Origin of the sequence: Streptomyces sp. ADI95-17 (assembly GCF_003846175.1) — a bacterium.
GTDB lineage: Bacteria > Actinomycetota > Actinomycetes > Streptomycetales > Streptomycetaceae > Streptomyces > Streptomyces sanglieri.
In genome coordinates this window covers 608,841-635,769 of the sequence record NZ_ML123049.1, presented here as the reverse complement: position 1 = coordinate 635,769, position 26,929 = coordinate 608,841, and the positions used below count along the sequence as shown (strand labels likewise).

Below are 26,929 nucleotides of genomic sequence, written 5' to 3'. Positions count from 1 at the left end.
GCGCGTCCGGCGTACCGGGGAACGGCCGTGGCCCCCGCCCCCGGAGTCGGGGACGGGGGCCACGGGCGGCCGGCGGACGGTCAGGACGCGGCGAGCGGGCGGATCGCGGTCGGCGCGTGGGACGGGTCCGTCGCGATGTCCTCGAACTCGTTGACGGAGGCGATGTCCGTACCGCTCATCGCGATGTTCGTGACGCGCTCCAGGATCGCCTCGACGACCACCGGCACCCGGAACTCCGCGGCCAGCTTCTTGGCCTCCTCGAAGGCCGGCAGCAGCTGGTCCGGCTCGGTGACCCGGATGGCCTTGCAGCCCAGGCCCTCGACGACCTTGACGTGGTCGACGCCGTACACGCCGAGCTCCGGCGAGTTGAGGTTCTCGAACTCCAGGTTGACCTGGAAGTCGATGTCGAAGTTGCGCTGCGCCTGGCGGATCAGCCCCAGGTAGGAGTTGTTCACCAGGACGTGGACGTACGGGATGCGGTGCTGTGCGCCGACGGCCAGCTCCTCCAGCATGAACTGGAAGTCGTAGTCGCCGGAGAGCGCGACGACGGAGCCGTCCGGGTCGGCCGTGGCGACGCCCAGCGCGGCCGGGATGGTCCAGCCGAGCGGGCCCGCCTGGCCGCAGTTGATCCAGTGGCGCGGCCGGTAGACGTGCAGCATCTGCGCGCCGGCGATCTGCGAGAGGCCGATGGTGGTGACGTACCGGGTCTCGGGGCCGAACGCCCGGTTCATCTCCTCGTACACCCGCTGCGGCTTCAGCGGCACGTTGTCGAAGTGCGTGCGGCGCTGGAGGGTGGCCCTGCGCTCCTGGGTGGCGGCGGCCCACCGTGAACGGTCCTTGAGCTTTCCGGCCGCCTTCAGCTCGCGCGCCACCTCGACGAACAGCTCCAGCGCCGCCTTGGCGTCGGAGGCGATGCCGAGGTCGGGGGCGAAGATCTTGCCGAGCTGGGTGGGCTCGATGTCGACGTGGACGAACTTCCGGCCCTCGGTGTAGACGTCCAGCCTGCCGGTGTGGCGGTTGGCCCAGCGGTTGCCGATGCCGAGGACGAAGTCGGACTCCAGGAAGTTCGCGTTGCCGTAGCGGTGCGAGGTCTGCAGGCCGACCATGCCCGCGTTCAGCTCGTGGTCGTCGGCGATGATGCCCCAGCCCATCAGGGTCGGGACGACCGGGACGCCGGTCAGCTCGGCGAATTCGACCAGGAGCCCGGACGCGTCGGCGTTGATGATGCCGCCGCCCGCGACGAGGAGCGGGCGCTCGGACTCGTTCAGCAGGTCCAGGGCCCGCACGATCTGCCTGCGGGTCGCGGCGGGCTTGTGCACCGGCAGCGGCTCGTACAGATCGGGGTCGAACTCGATCTCGGTGAGCTGGACGTCGATGGGCAGGTCGATGAGGACCGGGCCGGGGCGGCCGGTGCGCATCAGGTGGAAGGCCCGCTGGAAGACGCCGGGGACCTGCGCGGCCTCCAGGACGGTGGTGGCCGCCTTGGTGACCGGCTTGGCGATCGAGGCGATGTCGACCGCCTGGAAGTCCTCCTTGTGGAGGACGGCGGTCGGGGCCTGGCCGGTGATGCAGAGGATCGGGATCGAGTCCGCGATCGCGGAGTACAGGCCGGTGATCATGTCGGTGCCGGCCGGTCCCGACGTGCCGATGCAGACGCCGATGTTGCCCTGGCGCGCCCGGGTGTAGCCCTCCGCCATGTGGGAGGCGCCCTCGACGTGACGGGCCAGCGTGTGATGAACCCCGCCGGAGGCCTTGAGGGCCGCGTAGAAGGGGTTGATCGCCGCGCCCGGCACACCGAACGCGTTGCTGACGCCTTCGCGCTTGAGGATCTCAACTGCCGCTCGGGCAGCGGTCATTCGAGGCATTGAGTGCTCCTGCTCGGACCTGGTGGAGTCGGGCTCTGTCGCGCCACCTGAGAGCACCAATTCCGCATTACGGAAACTTGATTCTGCTATACGAAAGTCAATCTAAAGCGCTCTCCGGCGACCGTCAAGAGAGGCCGCACCCGGCCGCCGATGCGCGCGTCCGCCCGCGAAGTACGCCAAGTCCCTCCCCAGGACGTCGCTCTTGGTGGACGATGGAGTCCGGAGCGGAGCCGGCCCGTCACGGCCGGTGCGCACGTGTTTCGGTGCGCCGTGAGAGCGACCGCCGGCAGAGAACGCCGGGGCGCACCCGGGGCCGGAGGGAGAACATGGTGGAGTCGGTGCCGGTACGCTGCCCGGCCTGCCGCCGCGACCACACGTACAGTCCGCCGGCCTACCCCTGCCCGTGCGGCGCACCGACCGCCCCGCCCCTGCTCCCCGGTGCCCGGGCCGAGCCGATCACCCACCGCACCTGGAACGACGACTGGGTGACGGTGCGCTGTCCCGCCTGCGGGCGCCGGGACCAATGGCCGCAGCCGGAGCTGTGCTGCCCGTGCGGGACGGTGCTGCGCGTCCCGGTCCGGCCGGTGACGGCGCCGGACGACGAGCCCGGTCCGGCCGGCCCCTCGCACATCCCGCTGCCGCGCACGGCCCCGGCGCCCCGGCCCGCGTTCCGTGCCGTCGCCATCCACGGCGCGGGCGACGCACTGGAGACCGCGGCCCGTTATCTGAGGTGGCTGGGCTACCGCGACGTGGTGCAGTCCTCGAAGCCCTCCCCCGCACGGATCGACCTGCGGGCCACCGGGCTGATCGCCCAGGTCGACACGGTCGCCCGCCCGACCGCCCTGCGCGATGTCGAGTGCCTCTGGCTGAACGCGCTCAGCGCGTCGGTCATCTGCGTCTTCTTCTCGCTCCCGGGGTACGCGCCGGACGCCTCGGCGCGCGCCGAGGGCCTGGGCATGCCGCTCTTCGTACTGGACCCGGCGGGAACCCCGCAGCCGGTCAACAGCCCGGCCGACGAGCTGCTCAGCACCGGGGCCTGAGACGACATACTGGCGGCATGCGCATCCGTACCGCCCGCCGCACCGACCTCCCGCTGCTCCAGGACATCGAACGTGCCGCCGGCGAACCGTTCCGCACCCTCGGCATGACCGCCATCGCGGACGACGACCCTCCGGCACTCGGGTTGCTGGACGACTACCGCCGGGCCGGCCGCGCCTGGGTGGCCGCGGACCCGGACGACCTCCCGGTCGGCTATCTGATCGCCGACCCGGTCGACGGGGCGGCCCACATCGAGCAGGTCTCCGTGCACCCGTCCGTCGCGCGGCGCGGCCTGGGCAGCGCGCTCATCGACCATCTCGCCGGGTGGGCGGGCGAGCGCGGTCTGGGCGCGCTCACGCTCACGACCTTCTCCCACGTCCCCTGGAACGCGCCTTACTACGCCCGCCTCGGCTTCCGCGCCCTTGACGACGGCGAACTCACCGACGGGCTGCGGAAGATCAGGGCGCAGGAGGCCGAACACGGCCTGGATCACTGGCCACGGGTCTGCATGCGGCGCGAGATCCCGCACTCCGGGCACCTCCGGCAGCTCACCGGAACCGACCGGCAACAGTGAGTGCAATCGGTCACGTTCGGGCCAGGGGGCCACAAATGTTCGGCCTGCTGTCAGTGGCGGGCCTTAAAGTGGTGCGCATGGCTTTAACTCCACGGAACACACCTGACGACCGGCCGCGCACGACCCGGCCGGCACCCCCGTCCGCCGCCCGGGCGAACGAGGCGATACGGGCGTTCGTGGACGCGCGCGCCGGCCAGGACTGGTCCTCCGTGGAGTCCGCCGCCTACGAGGTGCTGCTGATCGAGTGGGCGGCCGCGACCCGGGGCGGCACCGGCGACATCATCGAGGCCGCCTGACCGCGCCCGGGGCGGTCCGGCCCTACTGCCCGTAGCCCTCCCGCAGTTCGATCTTCCGGACCTTCCCGCTGACCGTCATCGGGAAGGCCTCCAGGATCCGCAGCCGCCGCGGGATCTTGTAGTGCGCCAGCTGCTCACGGCAGTAGTCCGTCACCTCGTCCAGGGTCGGCGGGTCCGCCGGGCTCCTCGGGATCACGCAGGCCAGGATCTCCTCGCCGTAGGTGTCGTCCGGTACGCCCACCACCTGCACATCCGCGATCTTCGGGTGACCGTAGAGGAATTCCTCGATCTCCCGCGGATACACGTTCTCGCCACCGCGGATGATCATGTCCTTGATCCGGCCGACGATCTGTACGTAGCCGTCCTCGCGCATCACCGCGAGGTCGCCGGTGTGCATCCAGCGGCCGGCGTCGATGGCCTCCGCGGTCCGCTCGGGCTGCTCCCAGTAGCCGAGCATCACGCTGTAGCCACGGGTGCACAGTTCGCCGGCCGTACCGCGCTCCGTCGTCACCCCGGTCACCGGGTCGACGACCTTGACCTCGATGTGCGGCATCACCCGGCCGACGGTGCCGGTGCGGCGCTCCAGGTCGTCGTCGCGGCGGGTCTGGGTGGAGACCGGTGAGGTCTCCGTCATGCCGTAGCAGATGGACACCTCGTCCATGTGCATCTCGGCGACGACCCGCTTCATCACCTCGACCGGGCAGGGGGATCCGGCCATGATGCCGGTGCGCAGCGAGGAGAGGTCGTACGAGGCGAAGTCCGGCAGGTTCAGCTCGGCGATGAACATGGTGGGGACGCCGTAGAGCGAGGTGCAGCGCTCCTGCTGTACGGCGGTGAGCACGGCGGCCGCCTCGAAGGCGGGGGCCGGGATCACGATGCAGGCGCCGTGCGAGGTGGTGCCGAGGTTTCCCATGACCATGCCGAAGCAGTGGTAGAAGGGGACCGGCAGGCAGACCCGGTCCGCTTCGGTGTAGCCGACCAGTTCACCCACGAAGTAGCCGTTGTTGAGGATGTTGTGGTGGGAGAGGGTGGCGCCCTTGGGGAAGCCGGTGGTGCCGGAGGTGTACTGGATGTTGATCGGGTCGTCGCAGGACAGCTCCGCCTCGCGGGCGGCCAGTTGCTCCGGTGTCACGGATCCGGCGGTGGCCAGCAGTTCGTCCCAGGACGGGTCGCCGATGTAGTGCACGGCGCGCAGCGCGGGGCAGTCGGCGCGGACCTGGCCGACCAGGGCGCGGTAGTCGCTGGTGCGGTGCGAGAGCGAGGAGACCAGGAGCGAGATCCCGGCCTGCTTCAGCACGTACTCCAGCTCGTGCGCGCGGTACGCCGGGTTGATGTTGACCATGATGGCGCCGATGCGGGCGGTGGCGTACTGGACCAGCACCCACTCCGGGCAGTTGATCGCCCAGATCCCGACCCGGTCCCCCTTGGCCGCTCCGGACGCCATCAGGGCCCGGGCCAGTTCGTCGACGGCGGCGCCGAATTCGGTGTACGTCCAGCGCCGCCCGGACGCGACGTCCACGAGTGCCTCGCGGTCGCCGAACGCCTCGACGGCGCGGTCGAGATTGCGGCCTATGGTGTCGCCGAGGAGCGCCGTGGTGCCGGTGCCGTGCGCGTAGGAGAGCTCGGTCATCGCAGATCACCCTCGTCGTACTCGGTGCCGGTGCCCTTGGCGGTGCGCTCGCGGAGCTCGATGCGGCGGATCTTGCCGGAGACGGTCTTGGGCAGTTCGGCGAACTCCAGCCTGCGGACCCGCTTGTACGGGGCGAGGACCGAGCGCGAGTGCTCGAACAGCACCTTCGCGGTTTCCGGGCCGGGCTCCCAGCCCTCCGCGAGCACGACGTACGCCTTGGGGACGGAGAGCCGGACCGGGTCGGGGGCGGGGACGACCGCCGCCTCGGCGACCGCCTCGTGCTCCAGCAGGGCGCTCTCCAGCTCGAACGGCGAGATCTTGTAGTCGGAGGCCTTGAACACGTCGTCGGCGCGGCCGACGTAGGTGATGTAGCCGTCCGCGTCGCGCGAACCGATGTCGCCGGTGCGGTAGTAGCCGCCCGCCATGGCCTCGGCCGTGCGGTCCGGGTCGCCGTGGTAGCCGGTCATCAGGCCCACCGGCCGGCCGGACAGGTCGAGGGAGATCTCGCCCTCGGCCGCGCCGGGCTCACCCGTGACCGGGTCCAGGAGCTCGACCTTGAAGCCGGGGCTGGGCCGCCCCATCGAACCGGCCTTCAGCAGCTGGCCCGGGGTGTTGGCGACCTGGACGGCGGTCTCGGTCTGGCCGAAGCCGTCCCGGATGGTGACGCCCCAGGTGCGCCGCACCGTCTCGATGACCTCCGGGTTCAGCGGCTCGCCGGCCGCGACGACCTCGCGCGGCGGGGTCTTCAGCTGGGAGAGGTCGGCCTGGATCAGCATCCGCCAGACGGTGGGCGGGGCACAGAAGCTGGTGATGCCCGAGCGGTCCATCTCGGCCATCAGCCGGCCCGCGTCGAAGCGGGTGTAGTTGAAGATGAAGACGGTCGCCTCGGCGCTCCAGGGCGCGAAGAGGTTCGACCAGGCGTGCTTGGCCCAGCCGGGCGAGGAGATGTTGAGGTGGACGTCCCCGGGCTTGAGGCCGATCCAGTACATCGTCGACAAGTGGCCCACGGGGTAGGACACATGGGTGTGCTCGACGAGTTTCGGGCTGGCGGTCGTGCCGGAGGTGAAGTAGAGCATCAGCGGCTCGTCGGCGTCGGTCTCCCGGTCCGCCTCGAAGGTGTCCGGCTGCTCGTCGGCCCCGGCGTACGAGAGCCAGCCGGGCACCTCGGCGCCGACCGCGATCCGGGTGTAGTCGCCGGGCACCTCCTCGAACTTCGCGGTGTCGGCGTCCCGGACCAGGACGTGGCGGACCCGGCCGCGCTCCACCCGGTCACGCAGGTCGACCGGGCCCAGGAGCGGGGTGGCGGGGATGACCACGGCGCGCAGCTTCATCGCGGCGAGGGCCGTCTCCCACAGCTCGACCTGGTTGCCGAGCATGACGAGGATCCGGTCCCCGGCGCGCACGCCCTGGGCGCGCAGCCAGTTCGCTGCCTGGTCGGAGCGGGCGGACATCCGGGCGAAGGACACCTCGGTGCGGCTGCCGTCCTCCTCCACGATGTGCAGGGCGGTGCGGTCGTTGTTCTCGGCGATGGCGTCGAACCAGTCGAGAGCCCAGTTGAAGTGGTCGGTCCTGGGCCAGCTGAAGCCCTCGTAGGCCGCGTGGTAGTCCTCGCGGTGCTTCAGCAGAAAGTCCCGGGCGGCCCGGAACGTCTCCGTCGCGCTGGTTGCCGACATGTGCCCTCCTCATTGCGGACCGGACCGGTCACTTAACATCATGTAAACAGTGACCCAGGTCTCACCACCCCCGAACGGGGGTGCAGCGAGGGGTGGCCGAGCCCCCCGGAGCCGGGCAGGGAGGCGTCAGCGTGCCGGAATCCGTCGATGCGGTCGAGATGCAGGCGGCGTTGCTGCGGCTGCGCCGGAGCAGTGGGCTGCCGGTGGCCTTCGGCGGGCTGCTCGCCGATGCCCGGCATGCCCGGATCGCCGAGCTGAACGGGGCGCAGACGGCCGCCCTGCGCGGGCTGGTCATCTCGGCGGGCAGCGGGCTCGGTGGCAAGGCGATCGCGCTGTCCCGGCCGTGCGCGGTGACCGACTACCACTCCTCGCGCCATATCAGCCACGAGTACGACATGGCGGTCGCGGCGGAGGGGCTGCGCTCGGTGGTGGCGGTGCCCGTGGTGGTGCGGCGCAAGGTGCGCGGTGTGCTGTACGGGGCGCTGCGCGAGCCGATCACGCTCGGGGACCGCACGTTCGACGCGGCGGTCGCCGCCGCCCGCGACGTGGAGCAGGCCCTGGTGGTACGGGACGAGGTGCAGCAGCTGCTGTCCGTGACCCGGGAGCAGGTGACGGATCCCAGGGCCGCCCCGGAGGCGTGGGAGGACGTCCGCGAGGCCCACCGCGAGCTGCGGGCCCTGGTCCCGAAGGTCGTCGACCCGGCCCTGCGCGAGGAGCTGCTCACGGTGTGCGGGCTCCTCGCCTCGGCGGCCGGGGCCCGTGCCCCCAAGCCCCCCGCGGTCCAGCTGGCCCCGCGCGAGCTGGACGTGCTGGCCTGCGTGGCGGCGGGGGCGACGAACGGGGTGGCGGCGGAGCGGCTCGGGCTGCGGCCGGAGACGGTGAAGGGCTATCTGCGTTCGGCGATGCGCAAGCTGGGGGCGCACACCCGGCTTCAGGCGGTGGTGGCGGCCCGGCGCGCGGGGCTGCTGCCGTAGCCGCGACCGCGAAGCCCCGCCCGGTTCACTCCCCGAAGTCGACGAACGTCCCGAACCGGATGTCGTACCCGTCGGCGCCGCCCGCCGAGGGCGCCATGACGGAGAGCGTCCGTGCCGCCTCCTCCGTGACCGCGTCCCGCTCGGCCCGGCCCGGACTGCCGAGCGGCTGCACGGTGAGGGCCGCCCGGCCGGCCCCGTCGCCCAGCCGCCAGACCGCCGCGAGGAACCCGTCGACGAGCACCGTCCCGTACGACTGGTTGCCGTTCCCGTTGCGCCCCCGGTACCGCGGCGGGATCACCCGGGTGCGGTCCGCGTGGCCGAGGAGCACATTGTCGAACTCGGGCAGGAAGCGCGGCGGGGCCGGGGTGTCCTCGTCCGGGCGCGGGGCGTCCGGCAGGTCGAAGAGCTCGACCCCGTTCTCGTCCCGGAAGGTGACCAGCCGCGGCCGCAGCCGCTCGAAGACCTCCCGCATCCGGGTCAGCCCGGCCCAGGTCTGCATGTCCCGCACCGAGGCCGGCCCGAAGGCGCCGAGGTAGCGCAGCACCGCGGCATCGGGCGCGGCGGCCGGCCGCGACGGGGCTCCGAGCCAGTGCTCGGCGGTGGTCAGCGCGACCCGGCCGCTCCTCCCCCACACCCCGCGAGGGGTCACCTGGACCAGCGGCAGCAGACAGCGGGCGGCCACGCCCAGGGACTGCGGGTCCGCGTCGGGCCACTCGGCGAGCAGCGCCTCGCGGATCTCCTTGGGCGTACGGGGCCGCTCCTCGACGAGTTGCCTGCTGAGGGCCCTGAGCCGGTCCCGGTCCACCCCGACGAGTCCCTTGCGGAAGGTGTTGAGTTCCCGGTCGCGGGCCGACTGGACCAGTGGGCGCAGGGTGAGCGCGTCGGCGGCGGTGTGCAGGTGGATGGTGGAGCGCAGGGTGACGATGCGGACCGCCTCGCGGGACTCCATCAGCCCGGCGAGCTCGGCCGGGTCGAAGCCTTCGAGGCGGGCGCAGAGCTGGAAGTAGGGCGGTCCGGTGTTCTGTGCCTGGAGGCCGACGAGGTGCTCCACGGCGTCCTTCGCGGACATCGCGGTGCGGCGCAGCAGCAGCTGGCGCTCCAGCGTGGCGCGGTTCAGCGCGCGCGGGGACAGCACGGCGGGCCCGGCGGGGTTCTTCCTGACGACCATGGGTGCACGCTACGTGGACTCGCGGACAGCTTCGGTCCTCTTCCGGGATCGCGCCGCGGTCCGTGATCCCGCCATGCCGCCGTGCCGCAGGACCCGGGATCGACGGGCGGCCGCCCGCATCATGGTCCGGTGATCAGTGTCCTGTTCGCCGTCCTCACCGCGCTCAGCAACGGCGCCGCCTCCGTGCTCCAGCGCCGTGCCGCCCGCACCGTCCCCGACAGCGAGGCGATGCGCCTGTCGCTGATCGGGCACCTGGTTCGCCAGCGGCTGTGGCTCGCCGGGATCGGCCTGGTGATCGTCGCGGCCGTCTGCCAGGCGGTGGCGCTGGCCACCGGGCCGATCGCCGTGGTCCAGCCGATCTTCGTGATCGAGCTGCCCGCCACGCTGCTGATGGCCGCGTTCGTCATGCGCGTCCGGCTGCCCCGGCGGGTCCGGTACGGGGTGGCGGCCGTGACGCTCGGGCTGGCCCTGGGCATGGCCTCGGCGGCCCCCGGCGGCGGCAGCACGAGCGTGCACGGAGTGGCCTGGATCCCCGCGCTGATCCTGACCGGGCTCTTCGAGGCGGTGCTGATCGGCGCGGCCCTGGGCAGCCGGGGCAACACCCGGGGCGCGCTGCTCGGCCTCGCCGCCGCGTGCGGGTACGCCCTGACGGCCGCGCTCATGAAGGACGCGATGGCACGGCTCGAAGGGGGCGGCGGGGCGGCGGCGCTCCTGACCTCCTGGCAGCTGTACGCCACGGCGGCGGCCGGGGTGGGCGCCCTGTTCCTCCTCCAGAACGCCCTCCAGGCGGGCACGCTGGTCGCCGTGCAGCCGATGCTGACCCTCGGGGACGCGCTGATCAGTGTGGTGTACGGGGTGACGCTGTTCGGCGAGGAGCTGCGCACCGGGTGGTGGGTGCTTCCGGAGCTGGTCGCGCTCGTCCTGATCACGGCGGGCTGTGTCGAGCTGGCCCGCTCCCCGCTCGCGGCCGGAAACGCGGCGCCGCCCGCGCCCCGGGTCAGATGAGCGGGCCGTCGGTGTCCTGGCCCCGGGCGGTGGCGATTGCGCCCGACCGGGTCGCGCCGCCCGGCGGCTCGGGGCTATTCTCCGGTCGGGCCATGTGTGGCGTACGGGCAAGGGGCCCGGTTCTTTTCTGGGGGTCGGTGTGGTTTCTGGTCGCGTTGTGCGGTTCGACGGAGCTCGGGGTTACGGCTTCATCGCACCCGATCACGGAGGTGAGGACGTCTTCCTCCATGTGAACGACATGCTGATCCCCGAGTCCTACGTACACACGGGTACGGCGGTCGAGTTCGAGATCGAGGACGGGGACCGCGGCCTGAAGGCGTCGTCCGTCCGGCTCGCCGAGGGGCCCGACGGGAAGCCGCTGACTCCGCCGAGGCCCGTGGCCGTCTCCGCCTCCGGGGCGCCCGACGACGACGCCCTGTGCGATGTGCTCAGCGCTGCCGAGTACACCAGGGACGTGACCGATGTGCTGCTGGAGTCCGCACCCTCACTGACGGGTGCTCAGATCCTGCAGATCCGGCGCGGGCTGCTGCAGTTCGCCAAGAACCACGGCTGGACCGAGGGCTGACCGGCGCGGGGTTCAGCCGCTCGGCTCCCGCACCACCAGCGGGGTGCCGAGCACCTGGTGCCCACCGCTGGCCAGCATGCGCACCTCGCCCTGGTCGCTGATCTCCGCGCGCACGATCCCGGTCTCGTCCTCGTAGATCGGGAAGCCGCCCGCCCCCGACTGTGCCGTGCGCCGGACGGTCACCGTGTCGTCCTCCACCGCGGACGCCTGAAATACCAACTGGTAGCTCTCCGGGTAATCCATGACCGCTCTCCGTTGCGGATGGGGCAGGGCATCTTCCGCCCGCATCTTCCATGGTCCCCCCGACCGGCCCTCGGCGCCCGAGCAGCGGCCCTCCCAGGCCGGAGACCTTATCCTGAAGCCATACGGGCGGTTCGACGGCACTCGGGTGCAGACCGCAGGAACGATCCCCTTTTCTCCCGAGTCGTGTGCACGGCATGCACGCCCGGGATCCCCTGATTCGGGAAGGGACAACGCCATGATGGATGCCGACAGGGGAGACGATGTCTACCAGCCCCAGCAGCCGGAGGCCTCGGACCTCGCCGAGCAGCTCGACATCGAGGACACCCTCGACAACCGGCAGCTGACCGACGCGCTCGACGAGGGCTACTCCCCGCCCGAGCGGCCGTGGGCCGTGGAGGACCGGGGCACCACCGCCGCCGAACAGCACGACGGCGAGTCGCTGGACGGCCGCCTGGCCCGCGAACTGCCCGATTCCTCCGACACCGTCGGCGACGGTATCGGGGACCTGCCCGACGGCGACGGCGAGCTCTGGGACACGGAGGTCGGCACGGTACGCGCCGGCCGGCTCACCCGGCAGCTGGACATCGACGAGCCGGACACCATGGCGGGCGAGGACGTGGGGATCGACGGGGCCGCCGCATCGGCGGAGGAAGCCGCCATGCACGTGGTGTCGGACGGCCGGATCTGAGACGGCGCCTCTCCCCCGCCCCGGCCGCGCGGCCCATTACCCCGGAGGTAATCGACGCTCTCCGCGCCTTCGGACATCGTGTTCCTCACCAGCACACAAGAGCCCGGCCAGGGAGCCGGGACACGAGGAGAGGGCAGCACGATGACCGCATACGACGAGGCCGTCCAGCGCTACTTCGCCGCGTGGAACGCGGCCACCGACGAGGAGTTGGCCAAGGCTGTCGCGGCCGCCTTCACCGAGGGCGCCACCTACACCGACCCGCTGGCCGGCGTGCGCGGTCACGAGGAGCTCGCGGCCACGATCGACGGCGCCCATCAGCAGTTCCCCGGCTTCGAGTTCCGGCTCGCCGGAACGCCGGACGGACACCACGACATCGTGCGCTTCGGCTGGGAGCTGGTCTCCACCGCCGACGGCTCGGCGCCGGTCGCCGGCTTCGACGTGATCGCCCTCGCCGACGACGGGCGCATCACCTCGGTCAGCGGCTTCCTCGACCGGGTGCCCGGCGCCTGAGCTTCAGGCCGGCTCGTCGAGGAACCTGCCGCCCTCCAGCAGGGTCTTGAGCGTCGAGAGGATCATGACCCAGCCGCCGCTCACGCCCTCCAGCATCCTGCTGTCGGCGCTGTCGAACCCGTCGTGGGTGAGGGTCAGTTTGATGCCCATCTCGGGTTCCTCGGCCGGCTCCATGTCGAAGGCGACCTTCGACCGCTCCCGGACGGCCCGGTCCCACTCCTCGTCCGAGGCGAAGTCGAACATCTGACGGTGCATGGGCTGGAGGGTGTGCCAGGTGTACGCGAGCCGCTTGCCGGGGGCCGCTTCCAGGACCCGCTGACCGGTCTCCTCGAACTCGCCGTCCGGGTCCATCTTCCAGCGGACCGGCGCCCCGGTCTCCCAGCTCGACTCGGGGCCGTAACCGCCCATGTAGATCTCGATCGATTCGGGGTCGGTCAGCGCCTGGTAGAGCTTCTCGGCGGTGGTCTGGATGTAGATGACGTAGACGAACTCGGGCTTGCCCATGACCGTTCCTTCCGGAGTCCCGCTCCCGGCCTCCACCGTAGGCAGCCCGGCACCGGCCCGTCGAACGGAGCGGCACCCCGTGGCCCGGACGGACTACGGGGTGTCGGCGAGGTCCCGGCCGGCCGGTGTGCGCGAGGTCCGCGCCTGCGCCGGGAGCGCGGCGAGACCGGGGGCCGGCTCCAGCGGTCGGTCGGTGAAGAAGCGGGCCGCGAGGTCCGCGACGTCGTCCGGACGCTCCAGCACCACCCAGTGGTCGGACTCCCCGATCGTGACGAACCTGCTGTCCTCGATCGTGGCCGCGAAGGTGCGCTGCCGCTCCGGCGAGGTCACCGTGTCGTGCTCACCCGCGAAGACCAGGGCCGGTACGCCGGTCAGCCCACCGGAGAAGTCCGGGCGGTGCCCCAGCGCCCGGTGCAGCGACAGGGCGGCGTGCGGGGAGTGGGTGAGGGCGTACAGGAACGAGCGCCTCACATAGCGCCGCGCCAACTCGCCGCGGTGCACCTTGCGTTCGGGGTCCTGGCACATCAGTACCCCGGCGGCCAGTCCGGCCAGCCCCTCCAGGTCACCGGTCTCCAGCCGGTCGACGGCGCGGCCCCACCGGTCCCGCTGCTCGTCGGTGATGTGGGCGGGCACTCCGCCGAGCATCAGCCGGGCGATCCGGCCGGGATGCTGCTGTGCGCAGCCGAAGGCGATCGAGGTGCCGTAGGAGAACCCGAAGAGGTTGGCCCTCGGTACGTTCAGATCGTCGATGATCCCGGTGACGGCGGCGTGCAGGACGTCGTCGCCCGCACCGGGCGGGAGCAGGTCCGCGTCGCCCATGCCGGGCAGGTCGGCGGTGACCACGGAGGCGAGCGGCCCGAGATGGTCGTCCATCTGCGGCCAGCCGTACATGCCCTGGAGCGCGCCGCCGAGGATGATGACCGGTTCGGTGCGCGGCGAGGGCTGTCTCAGGACCCGGTAGCCGTAGCGCAGCCCGTCCACCGTCAGGGTCCGGATGATCTCGTCGGCCATGGTGGTTCGCCTGCCTCTTGGGTTTCCGGGTCAGGCCCTGGTGAGAACGAGTGCGGCGTTGTGTCCGCCGAAACCGAGCGAGGTCTTGACGGCCGCGTCGAACGTTCCCGGCCGGGCCTCCTTGCGCACCACTTCGACGGGGATCGCGGGGTCCGGGGAGTCGAGGTTCACGGTGGGCGGCACGAGCCGGTGTTCCAGCGCCAGCACGGTCAGTGCGGCCTCGATGCCGCCGGCGGCCCCCAGTGTGTGCCCGGTCATCGCCTTCGTCGAGGTGACCAGGGGGTGTTCACCGAGGACCCGGTGCAGCATCGTTCCCTCGATGAGGTCGTTGGAGACGGTCGAGGTGCCGTGGGCGTTGACATGGCCGATGTCCCGGGCCGCGACCCGGGCGTCCGCGAGCGCGAAGCGCAGCGCCCGCTCGATGCCCAGGCCCTCGGGGTCCGGGGCGACCGCGGAGTGGGCGTCGCTGGAGGCGCCGTAGCCGGCGATGTGCGCGCGGACGGTGGCGCCGCGGGCCAGGGCGTGTTCCGGACGCTCCAGCACCAGGAGCCCGGCTCCCTCGCCTACGACGAAGCCGTCCCGGTGGATGTCGAAGGGGCGGCAGGCCGCCTCGGGATCGTCGCGCCGGGTGGAGACGGCCTTGAGCTGGCAGGCGCTGGCGATCAGCAGCCGGGAGCAGACCGATTCGGCGCCGCCCGCGATGACGATGTCGCAGGCCCCGGTGCGGAGCATCTGGTGGGCGGTGCCGATGGCGACGGTGCCGGAGGAGCAGGCGGTGGAGACGGCCTGGCTCGGGCCGAGGGCGCCGAGGTCGGTGGCGACGCTGCTGGCCGCGCCGTTGACGACGGTGAGCGGGGCGAGCTTCGGGGAGACCCGGCGTGCGCCGCGTTCGGTGAGGGTGGTGTGCTGCTCGTCGTAGAAGGGCAGTCCGCCGTGGGCGGAGCCGATGACCACGGCGACCCGTCCGCCGTCCCAGACCGAGGGGTCGAGTCCGGCGTCGGCGACGGCCTCGCGGGCCGCGATGACGGCCAGTTGCGAGAAGCGGTCCATCAGCCGCGCGGTCGCCACCCCGAGCAGTGCCCGGGGGTCGAGGCCGGCGATGGTGTACATGAAGTCGCAGGGCAGGTCGTGGAGTTCGGGCCGGTGCGGCACCGAAGGGGCGGTCGACGCCTCGCACACCGTGCGCCAGGTCGCTTCGGCCCCGACGCCCGCGGCGGTGACCATGCCGATCCCGGTGACGGCGGCGGCGAACGGCTCGGGGCGGTACGGGCGGCCCGTCACGCGGCTGCCTTGCGGTGCACCATGTCGACGAGCCTGCCGACGGTGTCCCGCGAGGTCAGCTCGACGTCGTCCAGGTCGACGCCCATCCGGTCCTCGATGATCAGCCGCAGTTCCTCCAACGCCAGCGAGTCCAGGCAGAGGTGACGGAGCGACACCTCGGGCCGGATTTCGAGGGGATCGGTGCCGAAGTTCGCCACCAGCAAGGTGCTGATCTTTTCTGCCGTGCTCATGCGGCGCTCCTGCGTTCTCGTACGCGGTGACGCCCTGCCGCGTGAGGTGTGAGTGCCATCGGGGGACGCCGACTGGTCTCCGGAGGAACCATTTATACGCCTTCGCGAAGGTGAAGCCGATCCGCGTTCCCCCGTGCGGTGGGCTGCCGTCCAGGTGTGCGATTTCGGTGGTTCACGGGCGACCGGCCCGAGGGCCCGCGGCGGCCGTCACGATGGCGGGAGCGAACCCGTCCGGCCCCCTCCCCCGGGCCCGGCCGGCGGGCCTCCCGCGGCCGGTGCGCGGCCCGTACACTCCGCGATCATGACGATCGACACGACCCATGCCGACGGGCCCGCGCTCTTCCCGACGATGTCCACCATGCGCGCGATGCGCCGCCTGAAGCCGGAACCGGTGCCGGACGAGACGCTGGAGCAGCTCATACAGGCCGCCGTCTGGGGCCCCAGCGGCGGCAACATGCAGTGCTACGAGTACGTCGTGGTGACCGACCGCGAGGTGATGGCCCGTCTGGCGCCGCTGTGGAAGCGGTGCGTGGACGCCTATCTGGCGACGACCGGGAAGTACGCCCCGAAGGGCATGGACGACGCGGCGTACGGCCGGATGGTCGCCGCGATCGAGTACCAGCGCGACCACTTCGCCGACACCCCGGCTCTGATCCTGCCCTGCTACCGGTTCCCGGAGCCGCGCCTGGACGAGGAGGGGCTGCTGGCCTCCGCGCAGGCGCTCGGCCCGGCCGCGACCGAGCGGATGATGAACACCCAGACGCGCTTCCAGGCGCTCGCCGAGGGCTCGTGCGTCTACCCGGGCGTGCAGAACGTCCTGCTCGCCGCGCGGGCCCTGGGGCTCGCGGCGAACATCACCATCTGGCACCTGATGCTGGAGCAGGAGTGGAAGGAGGCTCTCGGCATCCCCGAGGACATGCACACCTACGCCGCCATTCCGGTCGGATGGCCGCAGGGCAACTTCGGCCCCGTGCGGCGCCGCCCGGTGGCCGACGTCATCCACCGCGACCGCTGGTAGGGCGGACCCACCGCCGGTGCTGCCCGGTGACGGTCCGTCCGTCCGCCGGGCGGGCCGCCGGGTTCCGTATCAACTCCGTTGGAGTGAAAGGCAGTTCGACACACCAAGCAGATGATTGTCATGCCCTGAACAGATGGTTACGCTGAGCGGGCTTCACGGCCCTCGGCCCACCCCACTCGGCCCGGGGGCCGTCCTCTTTCCCCCCACCGAGCAGGAGCAGGTATGCCCAGCCACGCCGCCGCCCACACAAAGGGCCGCGCATCCGTCCTGGCGGCCCTCACCGCCACCGTCCTCACCGTGACCGGCACGCCGGCCTTCGCCGCGCCGGACGACGGCCACCCGATGGACCGGGCGTTCGCACTCGCCGCCGCACGGTTCGACGTACCGCGCGATCTGCTCGCCGCCGTCGGTTACGGCGAGACCCGGCTCGACGGCCACTCCGGACGCCCCAGCCAGGCGGGCGGCTTCGGCGTGATGCACCTGGTGAGCAACCCCACGAACCGGACACTGGAGCGGGCCGCCGCCCTCACCGGCAAGCCGCTCGCCGAGCTGCGCACCGACACCGGGGCCAACATCATGGGCGGCGCCGCGATGCTGCGCGGCTACGCGGACAAGCTCGGCCTCGACGCCCGGGACCGCGACGACATCGACGCCTGGTACCCGGCCGTCGCCCGGTACGGCGGTGCGCAGGGCCCCGCCGCCGTCCTCTACGCCGACGCCGTCTACACCTTCCTGGCCTCCGGGCTCGACGCGGTCGTCCCCGGCGGCGAGCGGATCTCGGTGACGAGCCGTCCGGTGGCCCCGCACAAGGGCACGCTCGCCGCCTCCGGCGTACGCACCCAGAGCCCCGACTACCCGTCGGCGCTGTGGGTGCCGGCCGACCCGAACAACTTCGCGGCGGGCCGCTCGGCGAAGATCGACAAGGTGATCGTGCACGTCACGCAGGGCTCGTACGCGGGGTCGATCAGCTGGTTCCAGAACCCGGCCGCGGAGGTGAGCGCCCACTACGTGGTGCGCTCCTCCGACGGTGAGATCACCCAGACGGTGCGCAACAGCGACACCGCGTACCACGCCAAGAGCGCCAACGCCTCGGCGCTCGGGATCGAGCACGAGGGGTTCATCGACGACCCGTCCTGGTTCACGGACACGATGTACCGCTCGTCCGCGGCCCTGACCAAGTCGCTGTGCGACCGTTACGGGATCCCCAAGGACCGGGCGCACATCATCGGGCACAGCGAGGCACCGGGCAACGACCACACCGACCCCGGACCCTACTGGGACTGGAACCGCTACATGGAGCTGGTCGGCGGAGCCGCCGGCGGCGGCGAGGGCGCCGACAGGCTGAGCTTCACCTCGTACGCGCCCCAGCAGAGCGGCTCGACGGGCGCCCAGGTCGAGGCGGTCCAGCAGCTGTTGAACGACCAGGGCTACTCCGCGGGGGCCGTGGACGGCAGCTTCGGGCCTGCCACGAAGACCGCGGTGACCGCGTACCAGGCGGCCCGCGGGCTGAACGCGGACGGTGTGGTGGGCGCCAGGACCTGGACCGCGCTGCTGTCGGCCGGCGCGACACCGAGCCTCCAGCAGGGCGCCTCGGGCGACGAGGTCAAGCGGCTCCAGCGCGCGCTGACCGCCGCGCTCGGCTCGACGGTGGGCGTCGACGGCAGCTTCGGCCCGGCGACCGTGACGGCGGTACGCAACTACCAGACGAGCCGGGGACTGACGGCCGACGGTTTGGTGGGTCCGGGCACCTGGACGGCGCTGCAGACGGGCCGCTGACGGCCGTATCCGCAGGTGGGGCGGGGCGGGGCAGGCGCGGCTCGCCCCGCCCCGCACGCGCCCCTCCCGGGACACCGCCACCGCTCCCGGGGCCGATGTCACGTTCAGGTAACCTGCCGGAAACCCTTGACGTTTGTCCTGGCGCGTTCTTAACCTCACTGCGTAGTTCGCATTCCTTGCAGTTCACGTGCTGCGGCGCTTTCCGCAGTGTTTTGACAGGCACAGACATAGACCACCTGTCGGTGGTTTCGTCATGCCTGTTTTTTTGTGCTCCCCGTGCCGCCGATGGGTCTTCCTCGAAGGCGGATTCATGGCACAACGTCCGAGCGTCAAAGGCGTCGCCGACGTCGTTGCGCTCATCGATGGGCTGGGAAAGATCACCGGCCGGGCGCAGGTCATCTGGTTTCTCGTGTTCGGCGGGCTGTTCCTCGACGCCTATTCGAACGCCGCGCTGAGCGCCGGTCTGGGGCCGATGACGTCCCAGATGGAGCTCACCAGCACGCAGGTCTCGATCCTCACGGCCACCGCTCCGGCCCTGGCGATCATCTTCAATCCGGTCGGCGGCTGGCTCGCCACCCGGATCGGCCGGGTCCCCCCGCTGCTCATCGCCAAGGTGTTCGCGATCGCGGGCGCCCTGCTGGCCGCCTTCGCCGGTGACTTCACCGTGGTCTGGCTCGGCCGGGTCCTGGTGGGTGTCGCCTACGGCATCGACTTCGCCGTCGCCATGGCGCTGCTGGCCGAGTACACGCCCGCGAAGCTGGGCGGCCGGCTGAACCTGTGGCAGGCCGTCTGGTACGTCGCCACCACCAGCAACCTCGCGCTCGCCCTGGTCTTCTTCAACCTGGATGTCGGCGCGGACATCTGGCGCTGGTCGGTCGGCTCGGCCGCGGTCGTCGCCGCCGCCCTGCTGCTGGGCCAGTGGCTGATGCTGCGGGAGAGTCCCACCTGGCTGGCGAGCAAGGGCCGGCTGGACCAGGCCGTGGTCAATCTGGACAAGATCTACGGCATCAAGGCCGTCGCCGGGAAGCCGGACGAGGCCACCCGCGCCGCCACCGAGGCGCCCGCCATCGGCTTCCGTCAGGCCGGGGTGCTCTTCAAGGGCGAGTACCTGCCCCGGACGGTCCTCTCCTCGGTCATCTCGCTCGGGCAGTCGATGCAGTACTTCGCAGTCGGCTGGTACCTCCCGCTGATCAGCCTGACGATCTTCGGCGAGAGCTTCGAGAAGGCCACGATCGGCTCGATGGTCTTCAACGCCTTCGGCATCGCGGGCGGTCTGCTCTCCGCGTACTTCGGCCGCCGGCTCGGGCTGCGGCTCAGCTCCGCCGCCGGTTTCGCCGGGGTGTTCGTGGCACTGCTGGCAATGGGGCTGACCTTCGAGAAGGTGCCCACGGCCGTGGCGTTCCTGCTGCCGGTGCTGTTCATCCTCTGCCACTCCGCGGGCCCCGGCGCCAACGGCAAGTCCATCGCCGCGCTCTCGTACAGCAGCGACGTCCGGGCGCTGGGCACCGGTGTCACCGGGATGGTCGGCAGCTTCGGCAGTGTCGTCGGGCTGTACGTCTTCCCGCAGATCAAGGACTCCCTCGGGCTCGCCGACACCTTCCTGGTGCTCTCCGTCGTGCCGCTGCTCGGCCTGATCACCTGTCTGGCGATCAAGTGGGACCCGACGAAGGCCGCCTCCCCCGACGAGGCCGCCGGACAGGACCGAGGTGCCGTCGCCGCACCGGAATCCGCCGGGTCCGCGACCGCGCGCTGACCGGCCGCCGGGCCCGTCGCACCACACGATGGTCACCTCCCCTCCCTCTCCCTCCGCACAGCTCGCTCGCGATGCTCGCAATGAAAGGGCTGCAATGACGCAGACGCTTCCCGGCGCCGCCGCACGGCGCGGTGTGCTGTCCATCGACGAGGGCACCACGGGCACCCGGGCCGGAGTCGTCCTCGACTCCGGCGCCGCCCACGAGGTGTTCTACCGGTCGATCAAGGTCAGCCATCCGGACGACCTCTCGGTCGAGCAGGACCCGATGGAGATCTGGACCGCCACCGTCGAGGTGGCGCGCCGGGCCGTCGGCCGGGCCCGCGAGGAGGGCATCGGGATCACCGCGGTGGCGCTGTCCACCCAGCGGGCGACCGCGATGCTGTGGGACCGGGTGACCGGGCGGCCGCTGCTGCCCGCGGTGGTGTGGCAGGACCGGCGGTACGCGGCCGACCTCACCTCGTACGAGGCGGAGTGGGACACCGCCCTGCTGGCCCGTCAGGGCCGGCCGGTCGGCGCCCGCGCACCGTTCCTCTGGGCCGCCCGGCAGATCGCCGCGCACCCGGAGGTGGCCGCCGCGCACCGCGAGGGCCGGCTGCTCTTCGGCACCGTCGACACCTGGCTGATCTGGCGGCTCACCGGCGGCGCCGTGCACGCCACGACGCCGACGAACGCCGCCTCAACCGGTGGCTACCTGCTGGAGCGGCACGCCTGGGACGAGGAGTGGATCGGCCACCTCGGTTTCCCCCTCGACCTGCTGCCGGAGCTCCGCTCCGACGACGCCGGTTTCGGCACCACCGACCCGGCCGCCCTCGGCATCGCCGTCCCGCTGGCCGCCTCCATGGGCGACCAGCACGCCGCACTCGTCGCGCTCGGCGGTCTCGCCGCCGGGCAGGGCATGTGCGTCTACGGGACCGGCGCCTTCGTCGACGCGGCGACCGGCACCACGCCCGCCCTGCCCCGGCCGGACATCTCCGGGGTGCTCGCCCAGCCCGGCCGGCGGCAGGGCGACATCAGCCACTACAGCCTGGAGGCGTACACCTCCACGGCGGGCTCGGCGCTGAACTGGCTCTGCGACGACCTGGGCCTGTTCGCATCGCCGAAGGAGCTCGGTGAGGAGGCGGGCCGGGTCCCCACCCGGCCGGGCCGCACCCCGCGTTTCGTCCCGGCACTCGCCGGGGTCCGTACGCCGGTCTGGCACCCGGAGGCCACCGCCGCCCTCACCGGGCTCACCCTCGCCACCACCCGCGCCGATCTCGCCCGCGCCGTGCTCGACGGGATCGCGCACTCGGTGTGCGACCTGATCGACGGCGTCGCCGACACCATGGGCACCCCGTTCACCCGGCTCCGGGTCGGCGGCGGGGTATCCGGCAGCGACCCGCTCATGCAGACCCAGGCCGACCTGACCGGCCTGCCGCTTGAACGGGTCTCCGACTCCGCGACCGCCAGCCTGCGGGGCACCGCGTATCTCGCCGGTGTCGCGCAGGGCCTGTGGTCCTCGCTCGAAGAGGTCGTCGAGGCCCAGCCGCTCGGCCGGATCTTCGAACCCGCGATCACCGCGGCCGAACGCGCCGCCCAGCGGTCCGCCTGGCGCGACGTGCTCATCGCCCACCTCGGCGACCCCGCGCTCCTCCCCCTGAAGGCCCCCGAACCTCACACCCCCCACTGACGGCCCCCCGACCGTCACCCGGCGGCCGGTACCGACCACGCGGCCGCCGCACCGAAACACCAGGAGTTGATGTTGTGATCACCATGCCCGCCCGGAAGCCGCGGCGCAGCGCCGCGGCGACCCGCCGAACGCCCCTGCTGCTCGACCGGGCAGCCCTCAAGCGCCGGCTGGCCGACGACACGTACGACGTACTCGTCATCGGCGGCGGCATCACCGGGGCGTACGCCGTGCTCGACGCCGCCTCGCGCGGGCTGCGCGCGGCGCTGATCGAGAAGGACGACTTCGCCTCCGGCACGTCGTCGAAGTCCTCGAAGATGGTGCACGGCGGTCTGCGCTACATCGAGCAGGGCAACGTCAACCTGGTCCGCCACTCGCTCCTGGAGCGGCACCGCTTCCGCAAGAACGCCCCGCACCTGGTGCACCGGCTGCCGTTCCTCTTCCCGATCCTGGAGAAGGAGGGCATCTTCGACGCCCGCCTGGCCAAGGGTTTCGAGGGCCTGCTGTGGACGTACGACCTGGTCGGCGGCTGGCGGATCGGGAAGCTGCACCAGCGGCTCACCGTTCCCGAGGTCCTCGCGCAGGCACCGACGCTGCGTGCGGAGAACCTCAAGGGCGGGCTGATGTACTTCGACGCCCGCACCGACGACGCCCGTCTCGTCCTCACCATCGTCCGGACCGCCGCCGCGCTCGGTGCGACGATCCTCAACGGGGCCAGGGCCGAAGGTCTGCTGATGCAGATGGGCAAGGTGTCCGGCGCCCGGGTCTCGGCGGACGGCGACAGCTTCGACATCCGTGCCCGGGCCGTCGTCAACGCCACCGGCGTATGGACCGACGAGCTCGACGCGAAGGCTGACGACGGCCACGAGCCGCAGGTCCGGCCCGCCAAGGGCGTCCACATCGTGGTGCCGTGGGACAAGGTGCGGATCAACTGCACGGTCACCGTGCCGATCCCCGGCCGGGCCCGCCGAGCGACCTGCACCCGCTGGGGCAACAGCGTCGTGCTCGGCACCACCGACGAGGACTACCAGGGCTCCCCCGACGACGTGCACTGCACCCGCGAGGAGATGGACTTCCTGCTGGAGGGCGCCAACACCGCCTTCGAGGGGAAGCTCACCCCGGACGACGTGGTCGGCTCCATCGGCGGTCTGCGCCCGCTGGTCGGCGGCAAGGAGGGCGCGACCCTCGACATGCGCCGCGACCACCACATCACCGTGGGCCGCACCGGCATGGTGACGGTGACCGGTGGCAAGCTCACCACCAGCCGGCACATGGGCGAACTCGTCATCGACAAGGTGATGACGGTCCTCGGCCGCAGGGCGAAGAGCCGCACCACCGACCTCCCGCTGCTCGGCGGCGCCGGTTACGACGCCGAGGCCGTCGCGGCCTCCGGTGGCATCGCCGCCCACCTCGGCGAGCGCTTCGGCACCGAGGCCCGCTTCGTCGGCGACCTGATCCAGGACGACCCGTCGCTGGCCGAGCCGATCGTCGCCGGACTCCCGTACACCAGGGCCGAGGTCGTGTACGCGGCCCGCGCCGAACTGGCCCGCTCGGTCGACGACGTGCTCTCGCGCCGGATGCGCGCCCGGCTGTTCGCCCGGGACGCGTCCGCCGACGCCGCCGGGGCCGTGGGCGCGATCCTCGGCCGGGAACTGAACCTCACTCAGGCCGAGGTGGAGCGTTCGGTCTCCGAGTACCTCGCAGCCGTCCGTCACGAAAAGTCCGTACTCCTCGAAGGGGCAGCAGCATGATCAGCCGTCAGACCATCACCCACCCGTTCAACCGGGGCAACTACACGATCGGCGCCCCCAGCTTCGCCAAGTGGGCGCAGAACACCCCGATCGGGGACGGCGAGGCCGCCCTCCAGGTGAACCCGGTCGAGGTCCCCGAGACCGTGATCGAGGCGCTGCGCGAGGCCGCGCACGCGGTGCACACCGCCCGCGAGGAGGTCGTCACCCGGACCCGTGACTGGTGGGCCGGCTCGATGATCGGCGAGACCGAGGGCCGTCCCGCGACGCCGGACGCCGTGATCGTCGAGGCGGCCGACGCCGACCAGGTCGCGGCCGTGCTGCGGATCTGCCACGAGGCGGGCGTCCCGGTCACCCCGTCGGCCGGCCGCTCCAACGTCACGGGCGCGGCGCTGCCCGTCTTCGGCGGCGTCGTCCTGGACGTCTGCGGGCTGAACGAGATCACCGGCTTCGACGCCGAGTCGAACGTCGTGGACGTCCAGGCCGGCATGTTCGGGGACCTCTTCGAGAAGCAGCTCCAGGAGGAGTACGGGGTCACCACCGGCCACTGGCCGTCCGCGTTCGCCGTGTCCACGGTCGGCGGCTGGATCGCCTGCCGCGGCGCCGGTCAGCTCTCCACCCGGTACGGCAAGATCGAGGACATGGTCGTCGGTGTGGACGTCGTGCACGCGGACGGCACGCGTGCCACGTACGGCGACTACGCCCGTGCCGCGGTCGGCCCGGACCTGCGCCAGCTGTTCGTCGGTTCCGAGGGCACCCTCGGCGTCATCGTCTCGGCCCGGCTGCGGGTCCACCCGCTGCCCGAGTACGCCGACGCCGTCGCGTACGGCTTCAAGACCTTCGCGGAGGGCCTGGACGCCTGCCGCAGGATCATGCAGCGCGGCGCGACCCCGGCCGTGCTGCGGCTGTACGACACCCTGGAGTCGGGCACCCACTTCGGCCACCCGGAGACCAACCTGCTGCTCGTCGCCGACGAGGGCGACCCGGCCGTCGTCGACGCGTCGATCAAGGTGGCGAGGGAGGTCTGCGAGACGTACGGCCCCGAGCTGGACAGCAAGGCGGTCTTCGAGCGCTGGCTGGACGAGCGGATGCTGGTCGGCAAGTCCGCGGACGGCTTCAAGCCCGGCCCCGGCTTCGTCGCCGACACCCTGGAGATGGCCGCGTCCTGGACCGACCTGCCGGTGATCTACGACGAGGTGGTCGCCGCGATCCAGTCGGTGCCCGGCACCCTGGCCGCCTCGGCGCACCAGTCCCACGCGTACACCGACGGCGCCTGCGTCTACTTCTCGCTGCGCGGCGACGTGGCACCCGAGTCGCGCCGCGACTGGTACCGCTCGGTGTGGGACGCCGCCAACGCCGTACTGATCGAGCACGCGGCGGCGCTCAGCCACCACCACGGCTGCGGTCTGCTGCGCGGCCCCTACCTGGAGGAATCTCTCGGGGCGGGCTTCGCGACGTTCGTCGCGGTGAAGAAGGCCCTGGACCCGGCCGGCATTCTCAACCCTGGCAAACTGGGCCTTCCCAGCCGATTCGGTACGTCTCCGCTGAACTGACCGCAGGATCTCAGCAGCCACGAACCCCTTCCCCAGGCAGGCCCTTGCCATGACCCCTTCCCCCTCCCGGTCCGGTGCCCCGCTCGACCCCCGGCTCACCGCGGCGTTCGCCGAGGTGCCGGTCGTCGCGTCGGTCGTCGGCACCCAGCCGCTGCGGCAGTTCCTGACCGCACCGGCCAAGGTGTGCATCCTCGCCTCGTTCGCCGTGGGGCAGCTGCCCCAGGTCGTGCCGGCGCTGGGCCGGGCGGGGAAGACCGTGTTCGTGAACGTGGACAGCAGCCCCGGTCTGGCTCAGGACCGGGGCGCGCTGGAGTTCATCAAGAACATGGGCGCGCACGGCGTGGTCAGCACCCGGCTCTCCCTCATAGAGAAGGGCCGTCCGCTCGGCCTGCTGACGATGATGAAGGTGTTCGTCACCGACCGGTCCAATCTGCGCCGCTCCACGGACGCGATCTCGCGCGGGGCGCCGGACCTGGTCGAGATCATGCCCGCCCCGATCATCGCCCGGATGAGCGCGCAGGCACAGCGCGCGATGTCCCCGTCGGTGGCCGCGGGCTTCGTGGAGAACGCCGCGGACGTCGCGCTCGCGCTGGCCCTCGGGTCGGCCGCCGCCGCCACGTCCGACCCCCGCCTCTGGCATCTGCGCCGCGACCAGCTGCCGCCGGTCCCGCCCGCCGCTCTGAAGAGGCCCGCCCCACCCCAGGAGTAACCCCCATGACATACGTGGTCGTAGCCCGCTACCGCACCAAGGAGGGCGAGGAGAACACCGTTCTCCCGCTGCTCGACACGATGGCCGCCGCCTCCCGCGAGGAGCCCGGCAATCTCGCCTACCGGGTCCACCAGGGCACCGAGGACCCGCGGGCGATCGTGCTGTACGAGGAGTACGCCTCCGAGGCCGACTTCACCGCGCACTGCGCCACTCCGCACTTCCAGGAGATCGTGCTCGGCCGGGTCGTCCCGCTGCTGGAGAGCCGTGACGTGCTGCGCTGCGCCCCGCGTCCGGAGGCGGTCGCGTGAAGACCCGTGCGGTGGTGCTGCGCGGGACATCGACGGCCCGCCCGTATTCCGATTCCCGTCCGGTCGAGGTGGAGGAACTGGAGCTGGGCGCCCCGCGCGAGGGCGAGGTGCTGGTACGCGTCGCGGCCGCCTCGCTCTGCCACTCGGACCTCTCGGTGGTCAACGGCGACCGGGTCCGTCCGCTGCCGATGGCGCTGGGCCACGAGGCGGTGGGCGTCGTCCAGGAGACCGGGCCGGGCGTCGGCCGGGTCGCCCCCGGCGACCATGTGGCGCTGGTCTTCGTACCGAGCTGCGGCTTCTGCGGCGACTGCGCGGCGGGCCGGCCCGCCCTGTGCGCCCAGGCCGCGGCGGCGAACGGTTCCGGTGCGCTGCTGCACGGCCCCTCACTGCTGACCGATGCCTCCGGCGCCCCGGTCCATCACCAGCTGGGCGTCTCGGCGTTCTCCGAACACGCGGTGCTGGCCCAGGAGTCGGTGGTCCCGATCCCCAAGGACATCCCGTTCGCCGTCGCCTCGATGTTCGGCTGCGCGGTGCTGACGGGCGCGGGCGCGGTCATCAACACGGCGGCCCTGCGTCCGGGGCAGTCGACGGTGGTCTACGGCCTGGGCGGGGTGGGCCTGTCCGCGGTGCTCGGCGCCCGTGCGGCTGGCGCGTATCCGATCATCGCGGTCGATCCGGTGCGGGAGAAGCGCGAGCTGGCGCTCCGGCTGGGTGCCTCACATGCGTACGCCCCCGACGACGCGGTGCGGCAGATCCGCGAACTCACCTCCGGCGGGGCCGAATTGGCGGTCGAGGCGGTGGGCAGCCCCAAGGTCATGGCCGAGTGCCTGAGCGCGGTGGCCCGGGGCGGCAGGGTCGTGTCGGTGGGCCTGCCCGCCCCGGACCGGGTGCTGGAGGTCCCGGCCCTGGCGTTCGCGGGCGAGGGAAAGTCCCTGCTGGGCTCGTACATGGGCGACGCGGTGCCGCGCCGCGACATCCCGAGGTTCCTGGAGCTGTGGCGGGCGGGCCTGATGCCGGTGGAGCTGATGCACACCGGCACGCTGCCGCTGTCCGACATCAACGCGGCGTTGGAGGAGCTGGCCTCCGGCCGGGCGATCCGTCAGGTCATCGACACCTCGGGCATGCTGGACGCCTGACGCCCGGCCG

General features: G+C 72.0%; 26 protein-coding genes. 17 read left to right on the top strand and 9 right to left on the bottom strand.

The annotated features are described in order from the left end of the window. Positions 1 to 80 precede the first annotated feature (80 nt). Positions 81 to 1,856: a glyoxylate carboligase gene (gcl, locus tag EES42_RS29585; protein WP_124721330.1), complete on the bottom strand. Its 1,776-nt coding sequence runs from the start codon at positions 1,854 to 1,856 to the stop codon at positions 81 to 83. 338 nt (positions 1,857 to 2,194) lie between these two features. Between gcl and EES42_RS29580 the strand changes: the two genes are divergently transcribed. The 3 genes from EES42_RS29580 (at position 2,195) to EES42_RS29570 (ending at position 3,773) form a co-directional block, all read left to right on the top strand. Continuing rightward, on the top strand, positions 2,195 to 2,905 hold the full coding sequence (locus tag EES42_RS29580; protein WP_124721576.1) for a hypothetical protein: 711 nt from the start codon (positions 2,195 to 2,197) through the stop codon (positions 2,903 to 2,905). A 17-nt stretch (positions 2,906 to 2,922) separates the two neighbouring features. Then, on the top strand, positions 2,923 to 3,477 hold the full coding sequence (locus tag EES42_RS29575) for a GNAT family N-acetyltransferase (RefSeq protein WP_124721329.1): 555 nt from the start codon (positions 2,923 to 2,925) through the stop codon (positions 3,475 to 3,477). 77 nt (positions 3,478 to 3,554) lie between these two features. Further along, positions 3,555 to 3,773: a hypothetical protein gene (locus EES42_RS29570; protein WP_124721328.1), complete on the top strand. Its 219-nt coding sequence runs from the start codon at positions 3,555 to 3,557 to the stop codon at positions 3,771 to 3,773. Between the two features lie 22 nt (positions 3,774 to 3,795). On the opposite strand, the gene EES42_RS29565 is transcribed toward EES42_RS29570, so the two are convergent. Continuing rightward, complete coding sequence (locus EES42_RS29565) at positions 3,796 to 5,403, bottom strand: AMP-binding protein (protein WP_124721327.1); 1,608 nt, start codon at positions 5,401 to 5,403, stop codon at positions 3,796 to 3,798. Continuing rightward, positions 5,400 to 7,076: an AMP-binding protein gene (locus tag EES42_RS29560; protein ID WP_124721326.1), complete on the bottom strand. Its 1,677-nt coding sequence runs from the start codon at positions 7,074 to 7,076 to the stop codon at positions 5,400 to 5,402. The genes EES42_RS29565 and EES42_RS29560 overlap by 4 nt, the downstream gene beginning before the upstream one ends. Positions 7,077 to 7,207: 131 nt before the next feature. Here EES42_RS29560 and EES42_RS29555 point away from each other — a divergent pair, with 131 nt between their 5' ends. Beyond that, positions 7,208 to 8,050: a helix-turn-helix domain-containing protein gene (locus EES42_RS29555; protein WP_124721325.1), complete on the top strand. Its 843-nt coding sequence runs from the start codon at positions 7,208 to 7,210 to the stop codon at positions 8,048 to 8,050. A 25-nt stretch (positions 8,051 to 8,075) separates the two neighbouring features. Here EES42_RS29555 and EES42_RS29550 read toward each other — a convergent pair whose 3' ends face one another. Further along, the gene (locus EES42_RS29550) at positions 8,076 to 9,218 is read right to left on the bottom strand and encodes a winged helix DNA-binding domain-containing protein (protein WP_124721324.1); all 1,143 of its coding nucleotides are present in this window, start codon (positions 9,216 to 9,218) and stop codon (positions 8,076 to 8,078) included. Positions 9,219 to 9,347: 129 nt separating this feature from the next. Here EES42_RS29550 and EES42_RS29545 point away from each other — a divergent pair, with 129 nt between their 5' ends. Both EES42_RS29545 and EES42_RS29540 read left to right on the top strand, forming a co-directional pair. After that, on the top strand, positions 9,348 to 10,223 hold the full coding sequence (locus EES42_RS29545) for a DMT family transporter (protein WP_124721323.1): 876 nt from the start codon (positions 9,348 to 9,350) through the stop codon (positions 10,221 to 10,223). 139 nt (positions 10,224 to 10,362) lie between these two features. After that, on the top strand, positions 10,363 to 10,788 hold the full coding sequence (locus EES42_RS29540) for a cold-shock protein (protein WP_124721322.1): 426 nt from the start codon (positions 10,363 to 10,365) through the stop codon (positions 10,786 to 10,788). A gap of 12 nt (positions 10,789 to 10,800) precedes the next feature. On the opposite strand, the gene EES42_RS29535 is transcribed toward EES42_RS29540, so the two are convergent. Next, positions 10,801 to 11,031, bottom strand: coding sequence for a DUF6296 family protein (locus EES42_RS29535; RefSeq protein ID WP_124721321.1), 231 nt, complete (start codon positions 11,029 to 11,031; stop codon positions 10,801 to 10,803). 235 nt (positions 11,032 to 11,266) lie between these two features. Here EES42_RS29535 and EES42_RS29530 point away from each other — a divergent pair, with 235 nt between their 5' ends. Together EES42_RS29530 and EES42_RS29525 are read left to right on the top strand one after the other, a co-directional pair. Then, positions 11,267 to 11,719 (top strand): DUF5709 domain-containing protein, encoded by a 453-nt coding sequence (locus tag EES42_RS29530; RefSeq protein ID WP_124721320.1) that lies wholly within the window; start codon positions 11,267 to 11,269, stop codon positions 11,717 to 11,719. A gap of 141 nt (positions 11,720 to 11,860) precedes the next feature. Next, entirely contained in the window at positions 11,861 to 12,229 is a 369-nt protein-coding gene (locus EES42_RS29525; protein ID WP_124721319.1) for a nuclear transport factor 2 family protein, read from the top strand. 3 nt (positions 12,230 to 12,232) lie between these two features. On the opposite strand, the gene EES42_RS29520 is transcribed toward EES42_RS29525, so the two are convergent. The 4 genes from EES42_RS29520 to EES42_RS29505 form a co-directional block, all read right to left on the bottom strand. Next, the gene (locus tag EES42_RS29520) at positions 12,233 to 12,733 is read right to left on the bottom strand and encodes an SRPBCC domain-containing protein (protein WP_124721318.1); all 501 of its coding nucleotides are present in this window, start codon (positions 12,731 to 12,733) and stop codon (positions 12,233 to 12,235) included. Between the two features lie 93 nt (positions 12,734 to 12,826). Further along, a complete protein-coding gene (locus EES42_RS29515) occupies positions 12,827 to 13,744 on the bottom strand; it encodes an alpha/beta fold hydrolase (RefSeq protein WP_124721317.1) in 918 nt (305 codons plus the stop codon). A gap of 30 nt (positions 13,745 to 13,774) precedes the next feature. Further along, the gene (locus EES42_RS29510) at positions 13,775 to 15,025 is read right to left on the bottom strand and encodes a beta-ketoacyl-[acyl-carrier-protein] synthase family protein (RefSeq protein ID WP_266489541.1); all 1,251 of its coding nucleotides are present in this window, start codon (positions 15,023 to 15,025) and stop codon (positions 13,775 to 13,777) included. Beyond that, positions 15,022 to 15,255, bottom strand: a complete 234-nt coding sequence (locus EES42_RS29505; RefSeq protein ID WP_124721316.1) for an acyl carrier protein — start codon at positions 15,253 to 15,255, stop codon at positions 15,022 to 15,024. The genes EES42_RS29510 and EES42_RS29505 overlap by 4 nt, the downstream gene beginning before the upstream one ends. A 301-nt stretch (positions 15,256 to 15,556) precedes the next feature. On the opposite strand from EES42_RS29505, the gene EES42_RS29500 reads away from it, so the two are divergent. From EES42_RS29500 to EES42_RS29460, 9 genes are all read left to right on the top strand, one after another. After that, complete coding sequence (locus EES42_RS29500; RefSeq protein ID WP_124721315.1) at positions 15,557 to 16,273, top strand: nitroreductase family protein; 717 nt, start codon at positions 15,557 to 15,559, stop codon at positions 16,271 to 16,273. Between the two features lie 222 nt (positions 16,274 to 16,495). Then, entirely contained in the window at positions 16,496 to 18,049 is a 1,554-nt protein-coding gene (locus EES42_RS29495; RefSeq protein ID WP_124721314.1) for a peptidoglycan recognition protein family protein, read from the top strand. Positions 18,050 to 18,359: 310 nt separating this feature from the next. Then, complete coding sequence (locus EES42_RS29490; protein WP_241196649.1) at positions 18,360 to 19,802, top strand: MFS transporter; 1,443 nt, start codon at positions 18,360 to 18,362, stop codon at positions 19,800 to 19,802. Positions 19,803 to 19,896: 94 nt separating this feature from the next. Next, positions 19,897 to 21,468, top strand: a complete 1,572-nt coding sequence (locus tag EES42_RS29485) for an FGGY family carbohydrate kinase (protein ID WP_124721313.1) — start codon at positions 19,897 to 19,899, stop codon at positions 21,466 to 21,468. Between the two features lie 74 nt (positions 21,469 to 21,542). Further along, positions 21,543 to 23,216, top strand: coding sequence for a glycerol-3-phosphate dehydrogenase/oxidase (locus EES42_RS29480; protein WP_124721312.1), 1,674 nt, complete (start codon positions 21,543 to 21,545; stop codon positions 23,214 to 23,216). Next, positions 23,213 to 24,766, top strand: coding sequence for an FAD-binding oxidoreductase (locus tag EES42_RS29475; protein ID WP_124721311.1), 1,554 nt, complete (start codon positions 23,213 to 23,215; stop codon positions 24,764 to 24,766). The genes EES42_RS29480 and EES42_RS29475 overlap by 4 nt, the downstream gene beginning before the upstream one ends. Before the next feature lie 49 nt (positions 24,767 to 24,815). Beyond that, a complete protein-coding gene (locus tag EES42_RS29470; protein WP_124721310.1) occupies positions 24,816 to 25,475 on the top strand; it encodes a glycerol-3-phosphate responsive antiterminator in 660 nt (219 codons plus the stop codon). A gap of 5 nt (positions 25,476 to 25,480) precedes the next feature. Then, positions 25,481 to 25,783 (top strand): putative quinol monooxygenase, encoded by a 303-nt coding sequence (locus EES42_RS29465; protein WP_124721309.1) that lies wholly within the window; start codon positions 25,481 to 25,483, stop codon positions 25,781 to 25,783. Next, the gene (locus EES42_RS29460; RefSeq protein WP_124721308.1) at positions 25,780 to 26,919 is read left to right on the top strand and encodes a zinc-binding dehydrogenase; all 1,140 of its coding nucleotides are present in this window, start codon (positions 25,780 to 25,782) and stop codon (positions 26,917 to 26,919) included. Before EES42_RS29465 ends, EES42_RS29460 begins: the two co-directional genes overlap by 4 nt. Positions 26,920 to 26,929 lie beyond the last annotated feature (10 nt).